Genomic DNA, 23,716 nt, shown 5'->3' on the forward strand with positions numbered 1-23,716 from the left:
GTATACCTCAATATTCAAAAAACCACAATTTCCATTTGATATTTCTACCATAAACAATTGCCTTTATATTATACAACTTTTATCTTAATATAAAAATAAAAAAACTGAGACACAACTTAATTTTAGTGTTTCTCAGTTCCATATACAATACTTTTATTTTCTATAACTATAACATTTAAATAAATTGGCAATATCATCTTCTTGAAAACTATTTAACAACATTCTCCTAGCACAAACTACATTTAACTTATCTTCAGGTACAGAGTAAAAAAGCCTTATCTCCTTCTTTGCTCTAGTTAATATATATGAAAATCTAAAGAAGTCCTTATTCTTATTTAATGGTAGAAATCTTCTATTTTCTCCTATTACCATAGATAAATATATTACATCCTTTTCAATTAAATAGAAATCATCTATATCTCCAACAAAAATATCTAACCCTTCATCAATTTCCTTATTAAAGCACTGATTAATTCTAGAATTAATATAGTTTTTTTGTTCTTCTCCTCCTAAGGATACAATTCCTATGCTGTATCTTTTCTTTTTATATTTCTTCATTTGAACTCTAATATGTTTAATAATTTCATCGGCTTCCTTTATATTTATATTCTTCTTTTCTTCTCTTACACCGCCTACAAATATCTTCTTCATAAATAAATTTCTTCTATAATTTTCAGCAAACTTATATTTTATAGGCAATGATTGCTTTGAAAATTCTAAAAGACTTGAATTTATCATAACCTTATCTTCTTCATCTAAATAAACTTGTTTCAAAAGACTATCCCCTTCATATTGTTCTTTATAACCATCTCCACCTACAATAACTATTTCCCTACCTAAATTCAGTAGTCCTAATTCTTTCAATGTTAATGCTTCTCCACCTTCTGCTATAACAAGATCAAAATAAGTCTTACTTATATCCATTCCTTCTCTTACTTTTTTTAAGTTAACTAACCAAAGATAATTCTCTTCTATTGCCTTTCCCATCAAAGATTGTGCTTCTTCTATATACTTATAATATTTTTTACTTCTTCCTTTTCCAATCTTAATTAAGGCATCTATCCATTGTAGAGTATTTTCTTTTTTACCATTACAAAATGTCATTAAATACTTACTCTTATTATCTATATACATATCTATTAAGTTTTTGCCTTTAATTTTTTCCAACCGATTCACTAAATCTATGTATTTACCTTTTTCTTTTTTTACATAAAAAGCTTCCTCTATATCTAAATAATTTTCTTTATTTGATGACATAAGAATTTTACATAATGTTAATGGCATTACACTTTTCAATCTATTAATATAGTAACTATACTTCATAGCTACATTTTTTATACTAAATATATCTTTCAAGTCATCAAATCCAGATTCTACAAGTTTTTCATCTAAATTTTTCAACCCATCATACAACTTTGAAAACTTCTCGTTTCCATGTATCTTTAGCATTATTCCTTTAAAAATAGCACTTAATTCAATCTCATTTCTTTTATTATCAACAGCAATCTTCAGTTTTGTTAACTCTCTTGATAAATCTCCATTTAAAACATCAAGTTTACCAATAAACTTAACACTCTTCATTGAATTTAATATTTTATCTCCTTTACTTTGATAACTAGCTATCTCTTTACAACTATTAAATACTTCAATTATGTCATTAATAGTTTTCATTGTATATTTTTCATTTTTTTCGTATCCATACTTGTAAAAATACTGCTCCATATATTTATCTAGAACAAGAATATCTTTTTCTACCTCTATCAAATCATCTATTATTGTTTTAACAACCTTTAGTGATTTAGTTTTTCTATATAATTCATCTACAATATAATCTTCATTTTTTCTTAATATATACTTATCCTTTAAAAAGCTAATGTACTCCTTAGATTTTTTTAATTGAAGATAATAATTATCACTTGAACTTATAAATTTTTCCCTTACTAATTTCAACTTTTCATTGGTAGACAATATTAAATCTATTGAGGATTCTATATTATTTATTAAATTACTTTGAAATTCTATATCGCTAATATATTTATTCCAAAACTCTCTAGGAAAATTTTCTTTAAACTGATCCAATTCTTTTTCATATTCTACAGCTAATATTTCCGTATTTCTTATTTCATTAGAATTAAATTCTTTAATATTCCACTTATTAAGAATATCTATATACTGCTTTTGCTTATCCTTTAACTTCTTCATTGATTTAACTTTTAAAACTAATTCATACTTAGTACCTATCTCTTCAAAAATCGTAATATTTCCTAGATATAGCTCTATGTCATCAACATTATTATTTTTAAGTATATCTAAAAACTCCTTCATTTCTTCATTGGTAATAGGACACACTTTCTTATATGTTAAATCATCTTCTATCCAACCATTAGACTTATTCTTTATTCTATCTATAAATGATAATGGCACCTTCACATTCATTAATTCTTTAGCTTCCTTAGCATTTCTATAAAATTCATATTGATTACCATCAATACTACTATATTTAGAAATACTATCTCTTATTTCAGATAAATTATCATCACCGATAAATATTGATAAAGGCTTCATATTTTTAGGAATCTTCTTTTCTATATCCATTAACGCTAAAGAACTTTTTGACGTAACCAAAATTCGTTTTCCTTGTAACATATTATCTATTATCAATGATATTATTGCATAAGTCTTACCACTACCACTTATGCCTTCTAATACTCCTGAGCCATACTTATTTATATCTAATATAAACTTATTTTCTTCATTATTTAAACTATATGGAGTTATACATGAACCCTCTTTATCATTTTCATACTTATTCCACTTAAATGTATATCTTAAAGCCGAAGTAATTTTTCTTTCCTTTTTAATGCTATTATCAATAAACTTTAGCATTTTTTTACCTTCATCTAAAAGTAACTTGTTTTTACTTTTTCTTAATACAATCAATTCTTCATTTAAATTCATATATTTTTTATCTATACAGCTTTTATCTTTATACCCTAACTTCAAGAATAAATCATTAATCTCTATTGTTACTAATGAGCTTATTTTTACATCTATAGATTTACATTCCTTATTGTAATTTAACTCTACTTCATATGAAGTAATAGGATACTTTTTTTTATCATCTATTTTGAATGTACCTTGTACTAATACAACTTGATATAATGTCCCCTCCTTTTCCATAAAAGATAGAAACCTTTTCACCTTACTAAATTCTTTATCATCTTCATAAATAGATATATATTTACTCCCAATAGACTTATCACTATTCTTCATTTCATCAGGTATATAAAAAATATATTTATCTTCACAAATAAGATTTTTCTCATATCCATCTTCTATATTTTCCTTATGAATTAAATAACTTATTAACCTTTGCAATCTTAACATATTCCCTTTATCCATATCCATCACCTATTATTATATTGTTTAGATTCATTAATATGTTTATAATTTTACCATTTTTTGTAAATTTGTTCAAAGGTTTTATTACGTCATTTTATAACTAATAAAAAAGAAGTCTCACAGAAAATCTGTATATTTTACAAATTTCCTATGAGACTTCTATAAATATATCTATCTTTTACAAGAATCTCTTTCTATTAAATTATGTGGTAATACATATTGTGTTACATCTAATGGCTTTTTATTAATTATCTTTATTAACATTCTCATACCTACAGATCCCATATCATAAGATGGTTGATCTATTGTTGTTAATTTAGGATAATAAATTGAAGCTACATATGTATTATTGAAACTTACTACATCTACATCTTCAGGAACCTTAATTCCTTTTTCTCTCATCTTATTTATAGCACCCATAGCTAGTTCATCACTACCACAAACTATAGCATCAAATTTTACATTTCTTCTTGTTAATTCTTCTATAGCTTCTTCTCCATGTTTTGCCTTTAATCCAGTAAATACAACTTTAGAAGAATCAACTTTAATACCAGCATCCTCTAGTGCCTTCTTATATCCTAAATATCTCTTAGCTGATGCATTTTTAACTTCATAATGTGTTCCTATGTATGCTATTGACTTATTTCCTTTTTGTAAAAGATATGATGTAGCATCAACTGCTGCTCCTTCATTATCAATTGTTACACTTGGAAATATTTTTTCATCATCATTAGTCTCTACTAAAACTGTTGGTAAATCTAACTCTTTTGTTAATTGTAAGATTTCAGGAGCTAATGAATTAGACATGTATATAATTCCATCTACCATCTTTTCTTTTAAAACTCTTAAATAATCTCTTTCTCTTCCTGTATCTAAGTCTGTATTACATAAAATTATATTATAGTTATATATATTAGCTACATCTTCAGCACCTCTAACTATTTCTGGATAAAATGCTGATGACATATCTGGCATAACTATACCTACTGTCTTTGTTCTTTGTGTTTTTAAACTTCTAGCCACTATATTAGGTCTGTACCCTAGTTTCTTTATTGCTTCCATTACTCTTTTTTTAGTTTCTTCATTAACAACATCAACTTCATTTAAAACTCTCGAAACCGTAGCAATAGATACACCTGCTTCTCTTGCCACATCTTTTATTGATGCAACCATTTATAACCACTTCCATTCTTTATTATTAATAATTATATTCAATGAATTATTAATTTCATTCTTTATTAATTATATTTCATTTTCAAATCATAATCTTTACAATTCATTTTCATAAGTTTTCATAAAATATTTAGCATATAGCTACTATTAAAGGTTTTCATAAAATATTTTACATAAACTTTTCAATTTTGTCTATACATATTTTCGATATTGTTAATGTATCACATTTTTTCATACAATATTATGTGTATTATCATAAAAAACATTTCAATAATTCACAATTTCCATTTCACAATTCATAGTTTTCAATAACAAACTAATGACGCCGCACTTACAACCTAAGAAATTTTTATCTTAATTTCAAATTGTGAATTAACAAAAGGGCCTCACTCTGACAAAATCTAGTTATCATCGTGATAGCCCTTTTCTATATTGTTATATTACTTTATTACTTCTACAGCCATAGATAATTCTTCACCATTTATCTTGCTTACTGCATATTCTCTATTTTCATTATATACTACAACTTCTGATAAAGTTTCTCTCTTTATAACATCTTCAAATTTCTTAATTATAGTTTCTAACATTTCATTATTAGCTACATATAATTTTATTTTATCTGCTACTTCAAAGCCACTTTCTTTTCTCATATTTTGAACTTTTGAAAGAATTTCTCTTAAGTAACCCTCTTCCTTTAATTCTTCAGTTATATGAGTATCAAGAACTACACCAACTTCTCCTTCTCCAGCAAAGGCAAAGCCTTCTAGTCCTTTCATTGTAACAAGTAAACTTTCTTTTGTAAGATCTATAGAAGTTCCATTAGCATCTATAGTAACAGTTTTTCCACTATTAATATCTTGAGCTAACTTCATTTGATCCATCTCAGCTAAAGCTTTTCTTATAGCAGGTATAAGTTTTCCATATGCTTTTCCAAGTACAGGAAGGTTTGGTTTTATTTCAAAATTAACATGTTCTGAAAGATCTGCACCAAATACTATATTCTTTATATTTAATTCTTCCTTTATTATGTCTCCATAGTATTCAGGTAGTGAAGTAATTGAAACTAACATTTCACCAAGTGGTTGTCTGTTCTTGATATTAGCTCCGTTTCTAGCACTTCTACCAAGTTTAACTATTTTGTATGCTAAATCCATTTCTCTTTCTAAATCAGCATTAACAACAGATTCATCATATTCTGGCCATTTACATAAGTGAACACTTTCTATAGCATTACTATCTAAAGATACCACTAAGCTTTGATATATATTTTCTGTCATAAATGGTACAAATGGCGCTGCTACCTTTGATAATGTAACTAAAACTCTATATAAAGTTGTGTAAGCACCAATCTTATCATCATTAAGTTCTGTAGTCCAGAATCTTGCTCTATTTCTTCTTACATACCAGTTAGATAACTCATCTACAAAATCTTCTATAGCAAGAGCTGCATTTGTTATATTGTAGTTTTCTAATCCGTTTTCTACTATTTTTATTAATGTGTTAAGTTTTGATAATATCCATTTATCCATTACATGTTCTGACTTAAAGTCTGCATATTTAGTTGCATCAAAGTTATCTAAGTCAGCATATAACACATAGAATGAATATACATTCCATAAAGTACTTAAGAATTTTCTTTGAGTTTCTTCAACATCTTCTTTAGAGAATCTTGTTGGAAGCCATGGAGCACTTGCTGTGTAGAAATGCCATCTTGTAGCATCTGCACCTACTGTATCAAGAACATCTTGAGGAGCTACAACATTTCCTTTTGACTTACTCATTTTTAAGCCCTTCTTATCAAGAACGTGACCTAAAACTATACAATTTTCAAATGGATTTCTATCAAATATTGCTGTTGATATAGCAAGTAATGTATAGAACCATCCTCTAGTTTGGTCTACAGCTTCTGAAATAAATTGAGCTGGATAATTCTTTTCAAAAAGTTCTTTATTTTCAAATGGATAATGTAATTGAGCAAATGGCATTGAACCTGAGTCAAACCAGCAATCAATAACTTCTGCTGTTCTTGTCATTTCCTTACCACATTTTTCACATCTTAAATGAACATTATCTATAAATGGCTTATGAAGTTCTATATCGTCTGGAACATCGATTCCTTTTTCCTTAAGTTCTGCTATACTACCAATACATTCTCTGTGACCACATTCACATTGCCATATTGGTAGTGGTGTTCCCCAATATCTATCTCTTGAAATACCCCAGTCAATAACATTTTCTAAGAACTTTCCAAATCTACCTGTTCTAATATTGTCTGGATACCAATTTATTTTATTATTATTCTCTATAAGTTTATCTCTAAGAGAAGTCATTCTTACAAACCAACTTTCTCTTGGATAATATAAAAGTGGAGTATCACATCTCCAACAATGTGGATATGAGTGAGTATGTTTTTCAGCTTTAAATAACTTGTTATTTTCTTCTAAGTATTTAACAATACTTTCATCACACTTTTTAACAAACTTTCCTGCCCAAGGTGTAACTTCTTTAACAAATTTTCCTTCAGCATCAACAAGATTTAAGAATCCCATGTTATTAGCTTTTGCAACAATATTATCATCTTCACCATAAGCTGGAGCTATATGTACTATACCAGTACCATCTGTTAATGTTACATAATCTCCGTGGATAACTTCAAAAACTTTTCCTTCTGGTTTTACAAATGGCATTAATTGTTCGTACTTAGTTCCAAGTAATTCTGACCCCTTAAATTCCTTAACAACTTCGTAGTCTTCACCTAAAACCTTTGGTGCTAATTCTTTAGCTAAGATTAAGATTTCATCACCAACTTTAGCTTCGATGTAATCATAACTCTTATTTAAACATAATGCTATGTTAGAAGGTAAAGTCCATGGAGTAGTTGTCCAAGCAAGTATATATTTATTTTCTTCTCCAACTACCTTAAATTTAGCTACAGCTGTTAAATCTTTAACATCTTTATAACCTTGTGCCACTTCATGAGAAGATAATCCAGTTCCACATCTAGGACAATATGGCATTACCTTATGACCTTTATATAAAAGATCCTTATCCCACATTTGCTTTAATGCCCACCATACTGATTCTATATATGAATTATGATAAGTTACATATGGATTTTCCATATCAACCCAATAACCAATTTTATTAGTCATCTCTTCCCACATAGAAACATATGTGAAAACGCTATCTTTACATTCTTTTGTAAACTTTTCTACACCATAATCTTCAATTTGTTCTTTTCCTGATATCCCAAGTTTCTTTTCTATTTCAAGTTCAACTGGTAACCCATGAGTATCCCATCCAGCTTTTCTGATAACCTTATATCCTTTCATTACTTTATATCTAGGAATAAGATCCTTCATTACTCTTGTTAATACATGACCTACGTGTGGTTTTCCATTTGCAGTTGGAGGTCCATCATAAAAAGTAAAATATTCTCCTTTTGGATTTGCATCAAAACTTTTCTTAATAACGTCTTCTTCTTTCCAAAGCTTTATAACATCTTGTTCCATCTCTACAAAAGACTTATTATCCATCTTTTTGTACATAATTTTGTCTCCCTTCAATAAAATAATAATAAAAAAACTCCGCCCTAAAAGGACGAAGCTATTACACTCGTAACCACCTAATATGTGTCTAATTCATGCACAATCATGCACTATTCTGTAACGTAGAATTACGTGGTCACTTACTAAAATTTCAGTGCCATGCTCCAAGGTGATTTTCCTTTACTCTTCCCTATAAGGCTCACACCATCCCTTAATCGCTTTAGTAACCTAAGTAAAGTACTTATCCTTTTCAACGCTTTTTTCACTATTTGGTTAAAATTATACTTCAATATACTTTTCATGTCAATTATTTAAAATAGAAAAAGACCGTAAAGTTTCCTTACGGTCTAATCAAAGAAGATAAAATTATCTTCTGTTGTTTTGTTGCTTTCTAGCTTTTCTGCAAGCTGGGCATCTTACTGGATCGTTTTCGAATCCTTTTTCTTTGTAAAATGCTTGTTCTCCTTCAGTAAATACGAAATCAGCTCCGCAATCTTTGCATACTAAATTCTTATCAGCCATTTAAAATTCCTCCATCATTAAAGATTTAGACACGATTAACAAATTCTCTAAATAATGGAGAAAATTATTATCTATTTAAATCTTTACATCTTTTATTTTCACCGTGTTATCTAACACTGTTACCTAATTGTAGCATAGTATTTAAAATTTTTCAACTATTTTTAATATTTTTATTAAAACCTTATTTGATCTTTAACATTATAAAAATAAATTATTAAAGTGATAATAAACGGTATATAATCTACTATTTTTCTTGAAAAAGGTACCTTTTCTCCATCTAACTTTTTGTAGTCATTACTCTCCATCCATCTTTCTTCATTTCTTTCTTTGATAAGATTTACAAGAAGATATGTTAACCACCCAAATAACACTACAACACCAATTGCCAAGATACCTAATAATATATAATAAGCAACATTTTGGTTTTGTGATGATATCATCGCAGATGTATCTACATCTGCATTTGTTACATCTCCTGGTAGCAATGTTAATAAATATGTTAAAATAACTGATGTTCCATTATTAAAAAAGTGTAATAACATCGGTGCAATAATAGATTGTGTATAATACATAAGATATATTGCTATAAATCCTAAAAGTATAGGAAAGAATCCTTGTTCAAAATTCATATGGAATATACCAAAAAGTATCCCATTAAATAATGCTGCAGCAAATAAACTATATCTTTGCTTAAAGTTATTTGCTATTATCCCTCTCATTAAAAATTCTTCAAAAAATGCTGGTAATATTGCTACAACAAAGAACATAGCTAAAAATGGCATTTTACTTAATATATTCATTACTTCACCCATTGGTCCATCAACAGTAAAATGTGATGTTACCATACTTATAACTCCTATAAGCGGTCTTGTAACTACTGTTATTAGAAAAATATAGAATATATCAGCACCTTTTATTTTTCTAAAAGTTATGACATCTTTAAATTTTTCTCTAGTTATTAAGAAATATAATAATACAACACCACCTAGAATAACTACTTGATTTGTTCCTAATTGAATTGCATATATATAAGATTCATTTCTAGTAAAGTTTTGTATATGTATGATATCGATTAATAAAAATTTTAGTATATTTCCTGCAAACATTCCTACAATCATAAATATCATAAAAGCTATATTACCCTTAAAAACATTAGGTTTTCTTAAATTATCTATTATTGACTTCAACACATTCACTTCCATTCATTATATATTAGTTTATTATTTTTGTATAATTTATTATATATTGCTTAAACTAATGTTATATTCTAATATAAGGAGATTAGTTCTATATGATTATTGAGTATATTGATAAATCAACCTTTGTTATCAAAACATCCCTAGGTACAAAAATATTAACAAGCCCTACTAAAGAAATTTACAATGATATATTTAAAAACTCTTCAATTGATATAGTAACATTTAATAATACTTATTCAGAATATGATGACTATAAGTTTATAAATAGCACTTTTCCTCCTATATATCACTGTGGTGAATATTCTTTCCGCGATGTTAAAATTAAAGGATTTTCTTCTTTTCAAGATACCTATAAGGGACACTTAAGAGGTGACAATATAATTTTCTCTTACTATTTTGATAATATAAATATAACTCATCTTGGTCATTTAGGACATATACCTTCAAAAGAACAGTTATCTGCATTAGGAAATATCGATATACTATTGATTCCTATCGGTGACAACTTCACTATAAGTGGCAAAACAGCTTTTGAAATATTAAAATTAATAAATCCAAAAGTTTCCATTCCAATGTTATATAAATCTCCTTCATCACCTTACCTTGATAGTATAGACAAGTTTCTTATTTATATAGATTCTTGTAATAAAATTAATAATACTACTATAGAAATCAATGAATCATCTTTTCCTAATGAGAACGTAATTCTTTTAAAAAGCTTATTGTAAAAATTTATAGATTTAACTTATGTTTTATATGTGATAACCCTACACTAAATATACTATTAACATGTTCATCATCTAATGAGTAATAAACAGTTTTTCCTTCTTTTCTATATTTCACCAGACCTGTTGTTTTTAACAATCTCAATTGATGAGATACTGATGATTGACTCATTTCTACTATTTCACATATATCACAAACACATAATTCTTTTTGAAGTAACGCATAAATTATTTTTAATCGTGTTCCATCTCCAAAAACCTTAAATAGTTCCGCTAGTTTTTGAACAACAGCTTTATCTGGAATAGATTCTTTTATCTCTTCTACCGCTTGTTCATGCACCTCTTTACATTGACATAAATCCACATTATTCATTAATATACCTCCTCCTTACTTAGACTTTATCTTTTGTTATACTATTAATAAGTATACTATATTATCCATGTATTTCTCCATTATTTTTTGTGAAAAAATTGGAAAACTTCAATAATATTAAATTATAATTATTATTTTATCCATAATACCTCTATCTTAATTTACAATTCAAACAGTCGCATTTCAGACAATTCATAGTTTACATTTCACAATTAGCATTTCTCAATTTATAGTTTACAATTCATAGTTTAGCTAATTCTATTTTCATATATAAAATATTATAATACTGTAATGTCAATTACAATTTAAAATTTGTATTTAACATCTCATATTTATTATGTATTTAAATTCTATTTTATAACACAAACTTCAGTATTTAAATAAAAAAAATCTCTAAAAAAGGGGCTGTCACACAAAGTAGTTAGAGATTAGAGTGCGGCAGTTTTTTCATCAAAATAGAATATCAGGTAACAGGTATGAGGGCACAAGGCACAGGTGTATATCAGTGCACTGTGAACTGCCTTAACTGTACACTAAATTGTGCCTTGACCGGTGCCATAATAAAAGGAGGTGTCGCATTAACAGCTTTTCATTTGTTAATGCAACACCTCCTTATATATATTAAAAAATAATTTCAACTATTTCATTTGTTTTTAATGATTCTTTAACATCAATTATTCTTTGATTTGATGATCCTCTATACTTTACCTTTTCTGATTTAAGTTTTAAATCAAATCTTCCATCTACTAATACATCAACTTCTTTAAGTAAAGCTAATTTTTCCTCTGATTTTAAAACTTCTTCAAAAGAGTATCCAGTATAACACCATATATCCAAATCTAAAGCTCTAATTTTTCTGCACAAATTTATTAACTTAGCTGGTTGTTCCATAGGATCTCCACCACTTAAAGTTATTCCCTTTATAACACCTGCATTCTTTTCAATTCGTGCAAAAATTTCTTCTTCAGTCATATCTACACCAAAATCAAAGTCCTGTAACTCCTTATTATGACATCCCTCACATTTATGAAGACATCCTGATAAGAAAAGTACCGTTCTTAGACCTTTTCCATTGGCTAATGAGTTATCTATTATACCACCAACTCTTATCTTCTCCATATACCCTCCTAAATTTTAGAGTACATCACAATAAGTTCTTTCTCCATTAGTATGTGATATTCTATCGCTTCTCTCAGCAACTTTACCACTACCAAATCTTTCATCTAAACTTAAGTATCCTGTTACTCTAGAAATTCCTTGAATATCTTCACTACCACAATTAGTACATTTATGATCTTCAGATTCTAGATATGTTCCACATGATTTACAATATTTAATGTGGAAATTAATTCCTAAATAACTTATATTAGTATTTCCATATGCATAAGTTATTATATTTTCTATTGTTTCTTCATCTGGATATCCATCTAATTCTATATAACTTATATGACCACCATTACATAACTTGTGATATGGTGCTTCAATATTTATTTTATCAACTATAGATATTTTATATCCTACTGGAACATGATAACTATTTGTATAATAATCTTTATCTGTTACCCCTTTGATTTTTCCAAATACTTGTTGATCTTTTAAAATAAACTTTCCAGATAACCCTTCCGCTGGTGTTGCATAACAACTCCAATTAAGTCTATCTATTTCTTTGTTCTTATCACAAAATTCTCTTATATATGTTACAATCTTTATTCCTAATTCTCTTGCTTCTTCAGTTTCACCATGATGAGATCCTATAAGAGCTGTTAAAGTCTCTGCTAATCCAATGAATCCAATTGCCCATGATCCTTGTTTTAATATAGGCTCTATTGAATCATCAGGTGATAATCCTTCTGAACCTTTCATTAAACCTTGACCAGCTACAAATGGCAAATCTTTTATTCTTAGCATTTTTAATACATTATATCTGTGTAATAAACTTTCTCTTGCTAATTCTAATCTATCTTGTAATAATTCAAAGAATTTATTAATATCACCATCAGCTAATATTCCTAATCTAGGAAGATTTATAGTAGTTGGTGCTATATTTCCTCTTCCTTTTGTACCTGGCTCACCATTTATATTACTCATTAAATAAGTTCTACATCCCATAGTTGCTGGCATATATCCATTGTCATAGTATTCCTTGTTGAAATCAGCATCTATGTTCATAAATGTAGGATTCATTCTCTTTGATGCTACCCTACAAGCTATTTTAAATAAATAGTAATATGGGTCCCCTTCTTTCTTATTTACACCATCTTTAACTCTAAAAATTATATTTGGAAATATAGGTTGCTCACCATTTCCTAATCCTTTATCATATTCTTCTAAGAATACTTCACAAACTAAAGCTGCTTCTTCTGTATAAGGTATTCCTAAGTTAATAGATGAAAACGGTACTTGTGATCCTGCTCTAGAATGCATTGTATTTAAGTTATATACAATCCCTTGCATAGCTTGTTCAACAGATCTTCTTAATTTCTTTTCAACAATTTGATCTATTCTTGATTCAGGAACTTCCATTTCCTCTAATTCTTTTCTGATTTGTTCTCTAGTATATCCAACAAATTCAGCCATATCATTATCAAAATCAGGATGTGATTGTCCCCCAAACATATCATTTTGAGTTGATTGAAGAAGAATACAAGATAACTCTGCTGCTGATTCTATTCTCTTCGGTGGTCTTATATATCCATATCCTGTATTAAATCCATTTTCCAATACCTCTTTTGTAGGTATATGTAAACAGTTTACAGTTAAATTGTAACTATCTAAATCATGGTAATATAAATCTCCATTTTCATGAGCTTTTGCTAATTTCTTTGGCATTATCGCTAAATTATGCCACTTATTTGATTCTGATGCTATTCTAAGTAACTTTGATGAAAAATTATTACCTACATTAGCATTATCTCTATCAGTCTCTACTCCAATAGCACTAATAGCTCTCATCAAATCAGATTTAATTTCTCTTACTTTTGTTCTCTCTTGTCTATAGCTATTATATAAACTTGCAATATCTTTATACCCTATTTCTTTTAGAGAGGCCTCTACAAGATTTTGTATTTCTTCTACTGTTACTGACTCTACTCTCATTTCTTCTATTTTTTCAATAACTTTATGAGTAATATCTAATAAAGCTGTTTCTTTTAATTTTATATTCCCTTCAATAGCTGAACCTTTAATAGCTTTTGAAATTTTATCAGCATCAAATTGTACTTTTCTCCCATCCCTTTTCACAACATATAGCATATACGATCCTCCCCAAACACAATATATAGTTTTAAGCCGTATATTATTATATCTCTTTATCTTTACTTTTGCAAAATGAAAAGCCATATAAAAAAATTTTTACATGGCTTTATAATAGATTACCTTTGTCTTATTTAATATTTTATTCATTTTCTCTTTATTTTCTTACACTATATGTGTTGAATTCTTCTCTATATCCTTAATTAGAAATCTTATTACATCTTTCTTTCTACAAAAGACTTTTTTCTATTCTTTATTAAATTTGTTTATATTTCGACTTTATTTTTTTCTTTATTTTTCTTTATTTGAATTTTTATTCTACTTTTTTATTACATTTAGTGGTACGGTTTCCTCTATTAAATGTAATATTAAGATATCTATTTATCATATTCTATTATTAAGACATTTATTTATGAGGAGGTTACTATGGGCAACACATTAGCATTATGTATGATAAATACTGTAGAGTCTTCTAATATTAAAATAACACTAAGGCGTCTCTCAACTTATGTTAAAGAAATATACTTAATTTGTTCAAATACCTTTCCATTACTATATGATTTAATAGATACATATAAAAATATAAATATAATTACTTGTACTAATAACTGTGATGTAAAGACTAGCAAAAACTATATTTTAAATCAAAGTAAATGTGACTACATACTATTTATGAATTCCAATGAAACTATAAGTGAAGAGCAATGTAGTAAATTATATTCTCTTACTGACACTTTATATGATGGATTTGCCGTTAAAATTGAGGAATACATAGATAATATATGTAATAATTACTATGAAATTAGACTATTTAAAATAGATAAGAATATATTTTTTCAAGGCTGTATAAATGATACTATTTCTTTTTCATTAAATAATAATAATTTTAACACTATACAAAGTACATTAGTATTAGAACGAAAACTTTCACCAGAAGATTTTATACTAAGTAATAAAAATAAATTTTCTCTTATAAATTCAACTAAAAAGAATAAGAAAGATGGCTATTATTACTTTTGTGTTGGTGAAATATTTATGGATCTTAAAGATTATAAAAGTGCTGAAACATATTTCAAAAAATCTATTTTCTATTCTAGACATGAATTTAATGTAGAATTTGTTTATAGTGTTTATTTAGCTGTAAGTATGTCTATATGCTTACTAGAACAAAATAAATTTAAAGATTGTCTAGAAAACATCCAATATTGGCTTAATATTTTCCCAAATCATAAAGATTTATTTTTTATAGAAGGAATGTGTTTCCTTAAATTATTTCATTATAGCGAGGCATTAAATTCTTTTAAAAAATATAAATCTAGCAACTGCTCTTTCTATGGCACAAAATATTTTTATACAGAAAAAAATATTGATTCTATAATAGATGAATTAAATTCACTATCTTTAGATTCTAATATAAAATTTACTACTATAATAATTACCGATAACTCTATCGATACTAATACAATTTTATCAATAAACGAAATTTCTTCTAATATATTGATTATTTGTGATGATACAACTAACAACTTTAATATAGAAAACTTATCAATCAATAATATTGCTATTTATAATAAAAAAGAAAAGACTTCCATTAATCTCAATTTTATATTAGATAGTGATTACATATTTATTTTGAATAACGGAGAAATCTTCCCTATAGATACTCAAAAAATTTAATATCTACCTTGTAATAAATATAATGATACTATTGAGGTATCGCATTAACAAATGAAAAGTTGTTAGAGCGACACCTCCTTTAATAGTTATATATCAAATATAAATGTCTTTAGGAAACTAAAGCTTCCTATATACCTGTGACCTGCACTTCTATTTTGCTAAAAAACTGCCGCACAATGATCTAACTACTTGACAAGAGTCAGATCATTGTGCGACATACCATTAATGATTATGAAGGTAATAACCCTTCATTTATTATAGATTTTAAATTTTCCACTGCTGTTTCATAAGGTAATCCATCTTTATAAAGTTCTCTAAATAATACCTTAGGCATTTCTCCTGATTTTATTGATAAGTTAAATGCCATATTATCTAATGTAGCATAAAAATCAGAATTTCCTTTAACATTTATTTTTCCTGCATAGTTTACCATATCCATAGCTTCTTTATATTCACCTAACTTGAATAATGTTATAACATTATTTATAAGATAGTAGCTATATGTTTCTAAATAATTATTAAAATATTCCGTAGGTATATCTGCCATAACTTTAAAATTACTTTTTGCAAATCTACCTAGTATAGTTATCATATTATTTAATTGATTTTTACTTTCATCATACTTTTCTTGATTCATATATTGATCAACTATTAACTTTAATTCTTCTTGAACATCTTGAAGTTTTAATAAATTATATTCATCTAATAATTCTTCATATTGAAATTTCATATTATAATCACCTCTCTAAATACAAAATTATAGTATACCATATAAATATTTTCAAAGTTTTTATCCAAAATAATAGTATGTAATTTTTTTTCTGTACTTTTTGCAATAATTTCGTATAATTATTAATGATTGTGAATATATATTTATATTTTATGACGAAATTACTTACTTATGATAAAGGAGCCGTACTATGATTAACACAAAAGACAAAAATTTTTCCTTTATGGGAATACTAAAATTCTTAATTCCTTCATTAATAGGAATTTTTATATTTATGATTCCACTACCTCTCAATGGTAGCATCACTGTTGTTGTAGCATTTTTATCTAAGAGTTTGCAATCACTTCTTAATAATTATCTTACAGCTATTATGACTACTATGATAGTTATTTCTGCAGTTGGTTCTATATATACTAAAATATTTAAGCCAAAATTTATACTTAATAATAACTTTTTAAATAACTTATTTAATATATCTCCTATATGGTTTATTTCAAGAATAATTGGAGCTATATTAGCAATACTAACTTACTTCCAAATTGGTACAAAAGTTATTTATAGTGCAGATACTGGTGGAACATTATTATTCGATTTATTACCTACATTATTTAGTGTATTTTTATTTGCAGGGTTATTATTACCACTTATATTAGATTTTGGACTACTAGAATTCTTTGGTACATTACTTTCTAAGATAATGCGTCCACTATTTAAACTACCTGGTCGTTCTTCAGTAGATTGTATAGCTTCATGGGTAGGCGATGGTACTGTAGGAATACTTCTTACTAATAAACAATACGAGCAAGGCTATTATACTAAAAAAGAAGCTTCTATAATAGGAACAAACTTTTCTGTTGTTTCTATAACTTTTTCATTAGTAGTTCTGGCACAAGTAGGTCTTAGCGATACGTTTCTACCTTTTTACTTAACTATAACTATAGCGGGAGTAGTAGCAGCAATAATTATGCCTAGAATACCGCCTCTTTCTATGAAAAAAGATGAATATATATCTGATAATATGAAAAAGGAAGAGTCTCCAGTACCTCCTGGAACTTCAACTTTCAAATGGTCACTTTTACAAGCAATAAATAAAGCTAACAATTCTTCAGATATATCTTCTATTATAATCAGTGGATTTAAAAATGTATTTGATTTATGGATAGGTGTTACTCCTATAATAATGGCCTTTGGAACTATAGCGCTTATTATAGCTAACTATACTCCTTTATTTCAGTGGCTAAGTATACCATTCATTCCATTGTTAAATATACTTAATGTGCCTGAAGCTACTGCAGCGGCACCAACTCTTATTGTTGGATTTGCAGATATGTTTTTACCTTCAATATTAGCTGCTAATATAACAAGTGATATGACTCGCTTTATTATAGCAAGTGTATCAGTAACTCAACTTGTATATATGTCTGAAGTTGGTGGACTTTTATTAGGTTCTAAAATTCCTATTAAATTATTAGATTTAATTTTTATATTTATACTAAGAACATTGATAACACTACCTATAATTGTGTTAGCTGCAAACTTAATATTTTAAATAAAGGGTTGTTACAAAAACGATTAATCTTCGTGAGTAACAACCCTTTTAATATAAATTAAATATTAAGAGTAAGTAGTATACAACTTACTTAATGAATATATCTTTCTCTAAATTTTTAGGAGTATATACTAAATGTAGATACTCATCTCTGTATTCATTATCAATCCCTTTATATTCTATATGATCTAACTGAATTCTAAATTTTTTTAAATATTCTTCTGCAATAATTTTACCTTCTTCTTCATTTGGAATTCTAGATACATCAATATCAGTATTTTCTTCTAAATAACTTATATACCAAGTATTATCTTCGTATATAAAAATACTCATATCCTCTACATCTCCCTCATATATACCATAATCATCCTCTAAAAATTTAATATCTAATCCCATAATTTCATTTAATCTTGTAGCTACCTCTTCCTTTGTCTCTAATTTAACATTTTTATATACTATACCTTTTGTTTCTTGTGAAGGTATCTCGCTAATAAGCTGCACTGATTCTGGAATCTGATGTCCATAATACACTTGTCCAAATTCCCTATTACTATCAATAACTTTAATTAGTTGAAATGGAGCCAATGTAACTATTATTAATAATATTGACATAATACATTTTAATCTATAATTATTTAAAGTTATTTTTCTATTCTTTTTCTTAAAATTATATATTCCCACACAAAAAACATATAATGCAAATCCTATAACTCCTCCTAAAGTATTACTTATAACATCATCTATATCTGTTCCTCTAAGTGTAAACATTTGAATAAATTCAGTCAAAACTGTAGTTATAAACGAAACAATTAACACTGAAGTAAAGGTTTTAAACTTATTTTCAAAAACTATTGGTAGTAAAAATCCTAATGGTACAAATATGATCTTTTTATTAATTTATAAAAAAAACTCAAACAATAATAAAAACACCTCAGTAAATAAGCAAAATACTTACTCACTGAGGTGCAAATTTTATTTAATTATTTATTTTAATCTTATAATCCTGTTTCTTCGAACTTTTCGCTCATACCTTCACTTATTACCATCATTGGTTTTTTAAGTACAGATAAACATAAGAATATTGCAATAAATATACCCATTACCTTTAAATTATTCATTACTCCATCCCAATATGGACCTGCTATAGCTTCTCTATACATATTTATTGCATAAGTGAAAGGCCAAAACGGCTTCAATACTGCAAAAATATGCGGATTTGTTTCTACAGGATATATTCCACCTGTTCCAGCAATAGCAAATACCATAATTACTACCGCTGCAGCTTTTCCTATATTTCCGAAAACTGAAACAAGTCCATATATAACCATAGTAAATGTAATAGCTACTAATAAAGCAGTGCCTATAAATAACATAAAGTTTTCTGGTTTTATTCCTAAAATTATTACGTCACCTAAAGAAACTATCAATGCTTGAATTATTCCTATTGTTAATATTAATAACATTTTACCAAAGTGTTCTTGCATTGGAGTAACATTATGTTCTTCTGCAAAATGTTCTTCTGTTTTTATATTTAGGATTGCACAAGCAAGTAATATTCCTACCCAAATTGCTATAGAGGTATAGAATGGTGCTAACCCAACACCAAATATACTTGCATTATATACTTCCTCTTCATCCACTTCTATAGGTGATGATAATATACTTGATATAACATCAGGATTTTTATTCATAACATCTAATAAACTATTTATATTATCTTCTGTAAGAACTGAAGACTTATCAACAAGCTTATTTAATTCTTCTTGGAAACTACCAATTTTATCACTTAACTCACTAGTCTTTGACTTAGTAGCTGATGATGTATCTATAGCAAATGTTGATAATGCATCTAACTTAGGTACTATCCCTTCAATATTTGATAAAAGTGCATTAACTTTATCTAAAGTTCCTGATAAGTTATTTGCTGTAGAATTAATTGCAGGTATAACAGTATTATATAAATTATTTGAACTATCTAAAATACTGTTACTAACAGCATTATTTATTTGTACTAACCTATCTATATTGTTTAAAATTGTCTCTTTATTTCCACTATCTGAATTAATAATATCTTTTAAGTTTTCTAATTCGCTATTAGAAATTAAACTGTTTTTTACACCATTAAGCTTTTCTATAAGTGCAGTAGTACTTCCTGGTTTAATATTATTAATAGCTTCTAAAAACTTTATATTTGCATCTATCTTAGAAATTATAGAGTTATTTAATTTTTCTATTTCATCAATAACAGATATTAATGCATCTCTATCAATTTCAGTAGAACTAACTAAAGCTTTTAATTTATTTAGCTTATCTGTAATACTACCATCAAGAGTCTTAATGTTACTCATATCATTATTTAAAGTTGTTACTATTGAATTTAAAGTGTTTTGGGTAGAAAATGTTATAATCCTACTACTTTCTGCTACCTCTTTTAAACTATAAACACTACTACTTATTAATGGTAAGTTATTTTGTAAGTCTTTTAAATATGCTTCAAAGCTAGTTGAATTTACATTAGCTTGATCTATATTTCCTTTTATTCTTTCTATATCGCCTTTAGCTTCATCTAAAGTATTCTTGATTTGTAATATTTCAGATTTATTTTCTTCTATATTATATCCTAAATCATTTAATATCTCTAAACTTGTTTTATTAACTGTACCTACAAATGTTGATTTTATCTTTGCTATCAATGTAGTTTCTGCAGCACTTGTAATTTTGTTTGCTATTGCATTTAACTTTTCATTAGACTTATATATTATTGTAGGCTTTTCAGGATCAGTACTAATTAATGTAATTAATCCTTCAGTAAAATCCTTTGGTATTTCTATCATTGCATAATACTTACCAGATTCTAATCCATCTTCAGCGTCTTCCTTTTCTAAGAACTTCCAGTCAATATTGTCGTTATGCTTTAGTTCTTTCACTACATTCTTACCAGCATTAATTTGTTTACCATTTAGAACTGTTCCATCATCTTCATTTACTATTGCCACAGGAACATTTCCCGTATTAGCATACGGATCCCATGCTGCATATATATTAACCCATGCATATAATGATGGCACTACACATAAACCAATAATTACAGCTAAGGCAACTTTATTTCTTATAATGCTACTTATATCTCTTTTATATATTCCAAATATATTTTTAAATGTATTTCTATTTTTAACCTTCTTCACTGAAAAGTCACCTCCTACTCTGCAAGACCTGATTCTTTGAATCTAGCTTTTAATCTATTCATTGTATCATTAGTTTTCAACTTTAAGAAATATCCAAGTACAATAAATATCAATGATACTATAAATAAAAATGCAAAGTCTTTTATAACATTCGAAGTAACTACTCCAGCTATAGCTTCTCTAAATCCCCCTACAGCATATGTAAACGGTAAAAAAGGTTGTACTATTCTAAAGAATACTGGATTAACTTGTATTGGATATGATGCTCCACTACCAGCTAATTGAATTACTAAAAATACTATAGATATTCCTTTACCTAAATTGTCAAATAAAGCTACTAAAGTATATATTATTATTGAAAAAGTTAACGCAGTTACAACTGAAAATGCTATAAGAAGCAGCGGCTCTACAGCATGTACCTTTAATAGATATAAATCACCTAGTACTGCTATAAGACCTTGTACTCCTCCAATAAAGCAGAATGTCAACATTTTTCCAAAATATTTTTCTTTTATAGTTAAATTTTCACTACCTTCAAATTCTGGTGGTTCTGTCTTAAACATTGCTGATACAATAACTCCACCTACCCATAATGCTAATACTGTATATAATGGTGCCATAGCTGATCCATAGTTTGGTACTTGGAAGATTGCTTCTTCTTTCACTTTAAACGGATCTGATATAAAATCACCCATCACTTCAGGATTATTTTGTAAAATAGCAATAATTTGAGATATATCATTATCTTTTACTGATTTTAACTTATCACTTACTTCTTTTATAACTCCAGAAAACTCTTCTAACTTATTTTTTAATTTTCCTGCCATTTCATTAGTTAAATCTGTAGATTCTGTTGCTGTAGTTAGCATACTTTGTAATTCTGTAGTTATTCCTTCAGTTTTAGAAATTAACTTAACAGCATCATCAGTACTGTTTTTCAAACTGCTTGCCATATTATTTAATTGACCTTTTACTGTATTAGTATACTGATTTGAAATAGACTCTAAATTCGATTTAATCTTACTAATATTTTTCTTAATATCCTCTATAGCAGCGGTATCCATTTTACCATTGTTAATAGCACTTTGAATTGCTGATATATCAGTTTGCATTCCTTTAATTACTTCATTTACTCTATTTAACGTAGAAATCATGTTAGTTATAACTTCACTATTTTTATCCACATTTATTTTCTCTAAGAAATCTTTTATATCTTTAATATTATTTGATATAGATTGAAGATCACTTTGTATTGATGTAACAATAGCTAATCCTTCATTACGTATACCTGAAGTATCTAACTTTTCCAAATCGCCAATTAAAGATATAATGTGCTCTGTTGATCCTTGTGATGCTTTAATTCTAAATTGTATGTTATCTATAGATGTATTTATTGATTCTATAGAAGTTTGTAATGTTTCTCCAGTATTTGCTGTATTATTCTTTAAATTTTCTATACTCTTCGCTAACTTTGGTATAGATGTTTGTAATGTTGATAAATATCCAGTTAAGTCTCCAGAACTGCTTGATACTTTATCTAATACTCCTGTTATTAAATCCATATTATTATCTATATTAATAATATTATTCTTTAAATCTATAATTGCTTTTTCATCCGCTTTTAAAGATTGTCCATTTTCCTCTAAATATGAAAATATTATTTCATTTACTGAAGCTACAAAATTTGTTGTTATTTCATTTACTAATGTTTTTTTAGCTGTATCTGTTATTTTTACTGCTACTGCATTAGTCTTCGTGTCTACTTTATATATTATAGTAGCTTTCTTAGGATTATCAGTTGTAAGACTTGCTAAATTTTCAGAAAAATCTTCTGGAATTTCAATATATGAATAATAAGTTCCGTCTAATACCCCATTTTCTGCTTTCTTACTATTTACAAATTTCCAACCTATTTTTTTATTTTCTTTCAAACTTTCTATTACTGAATCACCAAAATTAAAATCTTTATCATTGAATTTAGTCCCTTTATCATTATTTACTACCGCTACTGCGATATCACTAGTATTTTCATAAGGATCCCAACAAGCTTTAATATTTACCCAAGCATATAGAGATGGAATTATACATACTGCCACCACTATTAAAATTGCTACTGGACTTTTTATTATACTAATAAGATCCCTCTTAAATACTTTCAAAGCATTTTTCATATTTATCCTCCCATTGTCCACTGCTCTATATTATACTGACTGGTTAGTATAATAACTTATTATATTATAATACTAAAATAATCTAATTAAAATACTATTTTCTGTTTATTTATATTTTGTTAAAATGTAATCGTTACCCGTTCCTTAAATAGATTTTATTGTAAATATATTTGTTAAATTTATTTTCTATTTTTATTGATACAATAAAAA

15 protein-coding genes and 1 other annotated feature are annotated in these 23,716 nt (G+C 27.2%); of the genes, 3 read left to right on the forward strand and 12 right to left on the reverse strand.

The window, feature by feature from the left end:
• Positions 1–153 precede the first annotated feature (153 nt).
• The 5 genes from KQI30_RS09795 to KQI30_RS09815 form a co-directional block, all read right to left on the reverse strand.
• On the reverse strand, positions 154–3,402 hold the full coding sequence (locus tag KQI30_RS09795; RefSeq protein ID WP_216463122.1) for an AAA domain-containing protein: 3,249 nt from the start codon (positions 3,400–3,402) through the stop codon (positions 154–156).
• A 171-nt stretch (positions 3,403–3,573) separates the two neighbouring features.
• On the reverse strand, positions 3,574–4,575 hold the full coding sequence (locus tag KQI30_RS09800) for a LacI family DNA-binding transcriptional regulator (protein WP_216463123.1): 1,002 nt from the start codon (positions 4,573–4,575) through the stop codon (positions 3,574–3,576).
• Between the two features lie 440 nt (positions 4,576–5,015).
• Complete coding sequence (gene ileS, locus KQI30_RS09805; RefSeq protein WP_216463124.1) at positions 5,016–8,123, reverse strand: isoleucine--tRNA ligase; 3,108 nt, start codon at positions 8,121–8,123, stop codon at positions 5,016–5,018.
• Positions 8,124–8,168: 45 nt separating this feature from the next.
• Positions 8,169–8,386, reverse strand: a binding site (T-box leader).
• Positions 8,387–8,489: 103 nt separating this feature from the next.
• On the reverse strand, positions 8,490–8,645 hold the full coding sequence (locus tag KQI30_RS09810) for a zinc-ribbon domain-containing protein (RefSeq protein ID WP_044036168.1): 156 nt from the start codon (positions 8,643–8,645) through the stop codon (positions 8,490–8,492).
• 173 nt (positions 8,646–8,818) lie between these two features.
• Entirely contained in the window at positions 8,819–9,835 is a 1,017-nt protein-coding gene (locus tag KQI30_RS09815; RefSeq protein WP_216463125.1) for a CPBP family intramembrane glutamic endopeptidase, read from the reverse strand.
• Positions 9,836–9,936: 101 nt separating this feature from the next.
• Here KQI30_RS09815 and KQI30_RS09820 point away from each other — a divergent pair, with 101 nt between their 5' ends.
• Positions 9,937–10,572: an MBL fold metallo-hydrolase gene (locus tag KQI30_RS09820; RefSeq protein ID WP_216463126.1), complete on the forward strand. Its 636-nt coding sequence runs from the start codon at positions 9,937–9,939 to the stop codon at positions 10,570–10,572.
• 4 nt (positions 10,573–10,576) lie between these two features.
• Here KQI30_RS09820 and KQI30_RS09825 read toward each other — a convergent pair whose 3' ends face one another.
• From KQI30_RS09825 to KQI30_RS09835, 3 genes are all read right to left on the reverse strand, one after another.
• Entirely contained in the window at positions 10,577–10,942 is a 366-nt protein-coding gene (locus KQI30_RS09825; RefSeq protein ID WP_216463127.1) for an ArsR/SmtB family transcription factor, read from the reverse strand.
• Between the two features lie 621 nt (positions 10,943–11,563).
• The gene (gene nrdG, locus KQI30_RS09830; RefSeq protein ID WP_216463128.1) at positions 11,564–12,061 is read right to left on the reverse strand and encodes an anaerobic ribonucleoside-triphosphate reductase activating protein; all 498 of its coding nucleotides are present in this window, start codon (positions 12,059–12,061) and stop codon (positions 11,564–11,566) included.
• A gap of 15 nt (positions 12,062–12,076) precedes the next feature.
• On the reverse strand, positions 12,077–14,194 hold the full coding sequence (locus KQI30_RS09835; RefSeq protein WP_216463129.1) for an anaerobic ribonucleoside triphosphate reductase: 2,118 nt from the start codon (positions 14,192–14,194) through the stop codon (positions 12,077–12,079).
• Positions 14,195–14,620: 426 nt separating this feature from the next.
• Here KQI30_RS09835 and KQI30_RS09840 point away from each other — a divergent pair, with 426 nt between their 5' ends.
• Positions 14,621–15,871, forward strand: coding sequence for a tetratricopeptide repeat protein (locus KQI30_RS09840; protein ID WP_216463130.1), 1,251 nt, complete (start codon positions 14,621–14,623; stop codon positions 15,869–15,871).
• 229 nt (positions 15,872–16,100) lie between these two features.
• On the opposite strand, the gene KQI30_RS09845 is transcribed toward KQI30_RS09840, so the two are convergent.
• Positions 16,101–16,601 carry a hypothetical protein gene (locus KQI30_RS09845; RefSeq protein WP_216463131.1) on the reverse strand — a complete coding sequence of 167 codons (501 nt, stop codon included), beginning with the start codon at positions 16,599–16,601 and terminating at the stop codon, positions 16,101–16,103.
• Positions 16,602–16,791: 190 nt separating this feature from the next.
• Here KQI30_RS09845 and KQI30_RS09850 point away from each other — a divergent pair, with 190 nt between their 5' ends.
• Positions 16,792–18,150: a YjiH family protein gene (locus tag KQI30_RS09850; protein WP_216463132.1), complete on the forward strand. Its 1,359-nt coding sequence runs from the start codon at positions 16,792–16,794 to the stop codon at positions 18,148–18,150.
• Positions 18,151–18,237: 87 nt separating this feature from the next.
• Here KQI30_RS09850 and KQI30_RS09855 read toward each other — a convergent pair whose 3' ends face one another.
• From KQI30_RS09855 to KQI30_RS09865, 3 genes are all read right to left on the reverse strand, one after another.
• Positions 18,238–19,047, reverse strand: coding sequence for a VanZ family protein (locus tag KQI30_RS09855; protein ID WP_216463144.1), 810 nt, complete (start codon positions 19,045–19,047; stop codon positions 18,238–18,240).
• A gap of 98 nt (positions 19,048–19,145) precedes the next feature.
• A complete protein-coding gene (locus KQI30_RS17575) occupies positions 19,146–21,335 on the reverse strand; it encodes a YhgE/Pip family protein (RefSeq protein WP_216463133.1) in 2,190 nt (729 codons plus the stop codon).
• Positions 21,336–21,349: 14 nt separating this feature from the next.
• Complete coding sequence (locus tag KQI30_RS09865; protein ID WP_216463134.1) at positions 21,350–23,506, reverse strand: YhgE/Pip domain-containing protein; 2,157 nt, start codon at positions 23,504–23,506, stop codon at positions 21,350–21,352.
• Positions 23,507–23,716 lie beyond the last annotated feature (210 nt).

This window comes from Clostridium bornimense (assembly GCF_018917145.1).
GTDB lineage: Bacteria > Bacillota > Clostridia > Clostridiales > Clostridiaceae > Clostridium_AN > Clostridium_AN bornimense_A.

What these genes read in the sequence shown, in the direction of transcription:
- KQI30_RS09825 (WP_216463127.1), bottom strand. Translation starts at nt 10,942, where the DNA reads ATGAATAATGTGGATTTATGTCAATGTAAAGAGGTGCATGAACAAGCG.
- KQI30_RS09795 (WP_216463122.1), bottom strand. Translation starts at nt 3,402, where the DNA reads ATGGATAAAGGGAATATGTTAAGATTGCAAAGGTTAATAAGTTATTTA.
- KQI30_RS09820 (WP_216463126.1), top strand. Translation starts at nt 9,937, where the DNA reads ATGATTATTGAGTATATTGATAAATCAACCTTTGTTATCAAAACATCC.
- nrdG (WP_216463128.1), bottom strand. Translation starts at nt 12,061, where the DNA reads ATGGAGAAGATAAGAGTTGGTGGTATAATAGATAACTCATTAGCCAAT.
- KQI30_RS09850 (WP_216463132.1), top strand. Translation starts at nt 16,792, where the DNA reads ATGATTAACACAAAAGACAAAAATTTTTCCTTTATGGGAATACTAAAA.
- KQI30_RS09835 (WP_216463129.1), bottom strand. Translation starts at nt 14,194, where the DNA reads ATGCTATATGTTGTGAAAAGGGATGGGAGAAAAGTACAATTTGATGCT.
- KQI30_RS09845 (WP_216463131.1), bottom strand. Translation starts at nt 16,601, where the DNA reads ATGAAATTTCAATATGAAGAATTATTAGATGAATATAATTTATTAAAA.
- KQI30_RS09840 (WP_216463130.1), top strand. Translation starts at nt 14,621, where the DNA reads ATGGGCAACACATTAGCATTATGTATGATAAATACTGTAGAGTCTTCT.
- ileS (WP_216463124.1), bottom strand. Translation starts at nt 8,123, where the DNA reads ATGTACAAAAAGATGGATAATAAGTCTTTTGTAGAGATGGAACAAGAT.
- KQI30_RS09800 (WP_216463123.1), bottom strand. Translation starts at nt 4,575, where the DNA reads ATGGTTGCATCAATAAAAGATGTGGCAAGAGAAGCAGGTGTATCTATT.
- KQI30_RS09865 (WP_216463134.1), bottom strand. Translation starts at nt 23,506, where the DNA reads ATGAAAAATGCTTTGAAAGTATTTAAGAGGGATCTTATTAGTATAATA.
- KQI30_RS09810 (WP_044036168.1), bottom strand. Translation starts at nt 8,645, where the DNA reads ATGGCTGATAAGAATTTAGTATGCAAAGATTGCGGAGCTGATTTCGTA.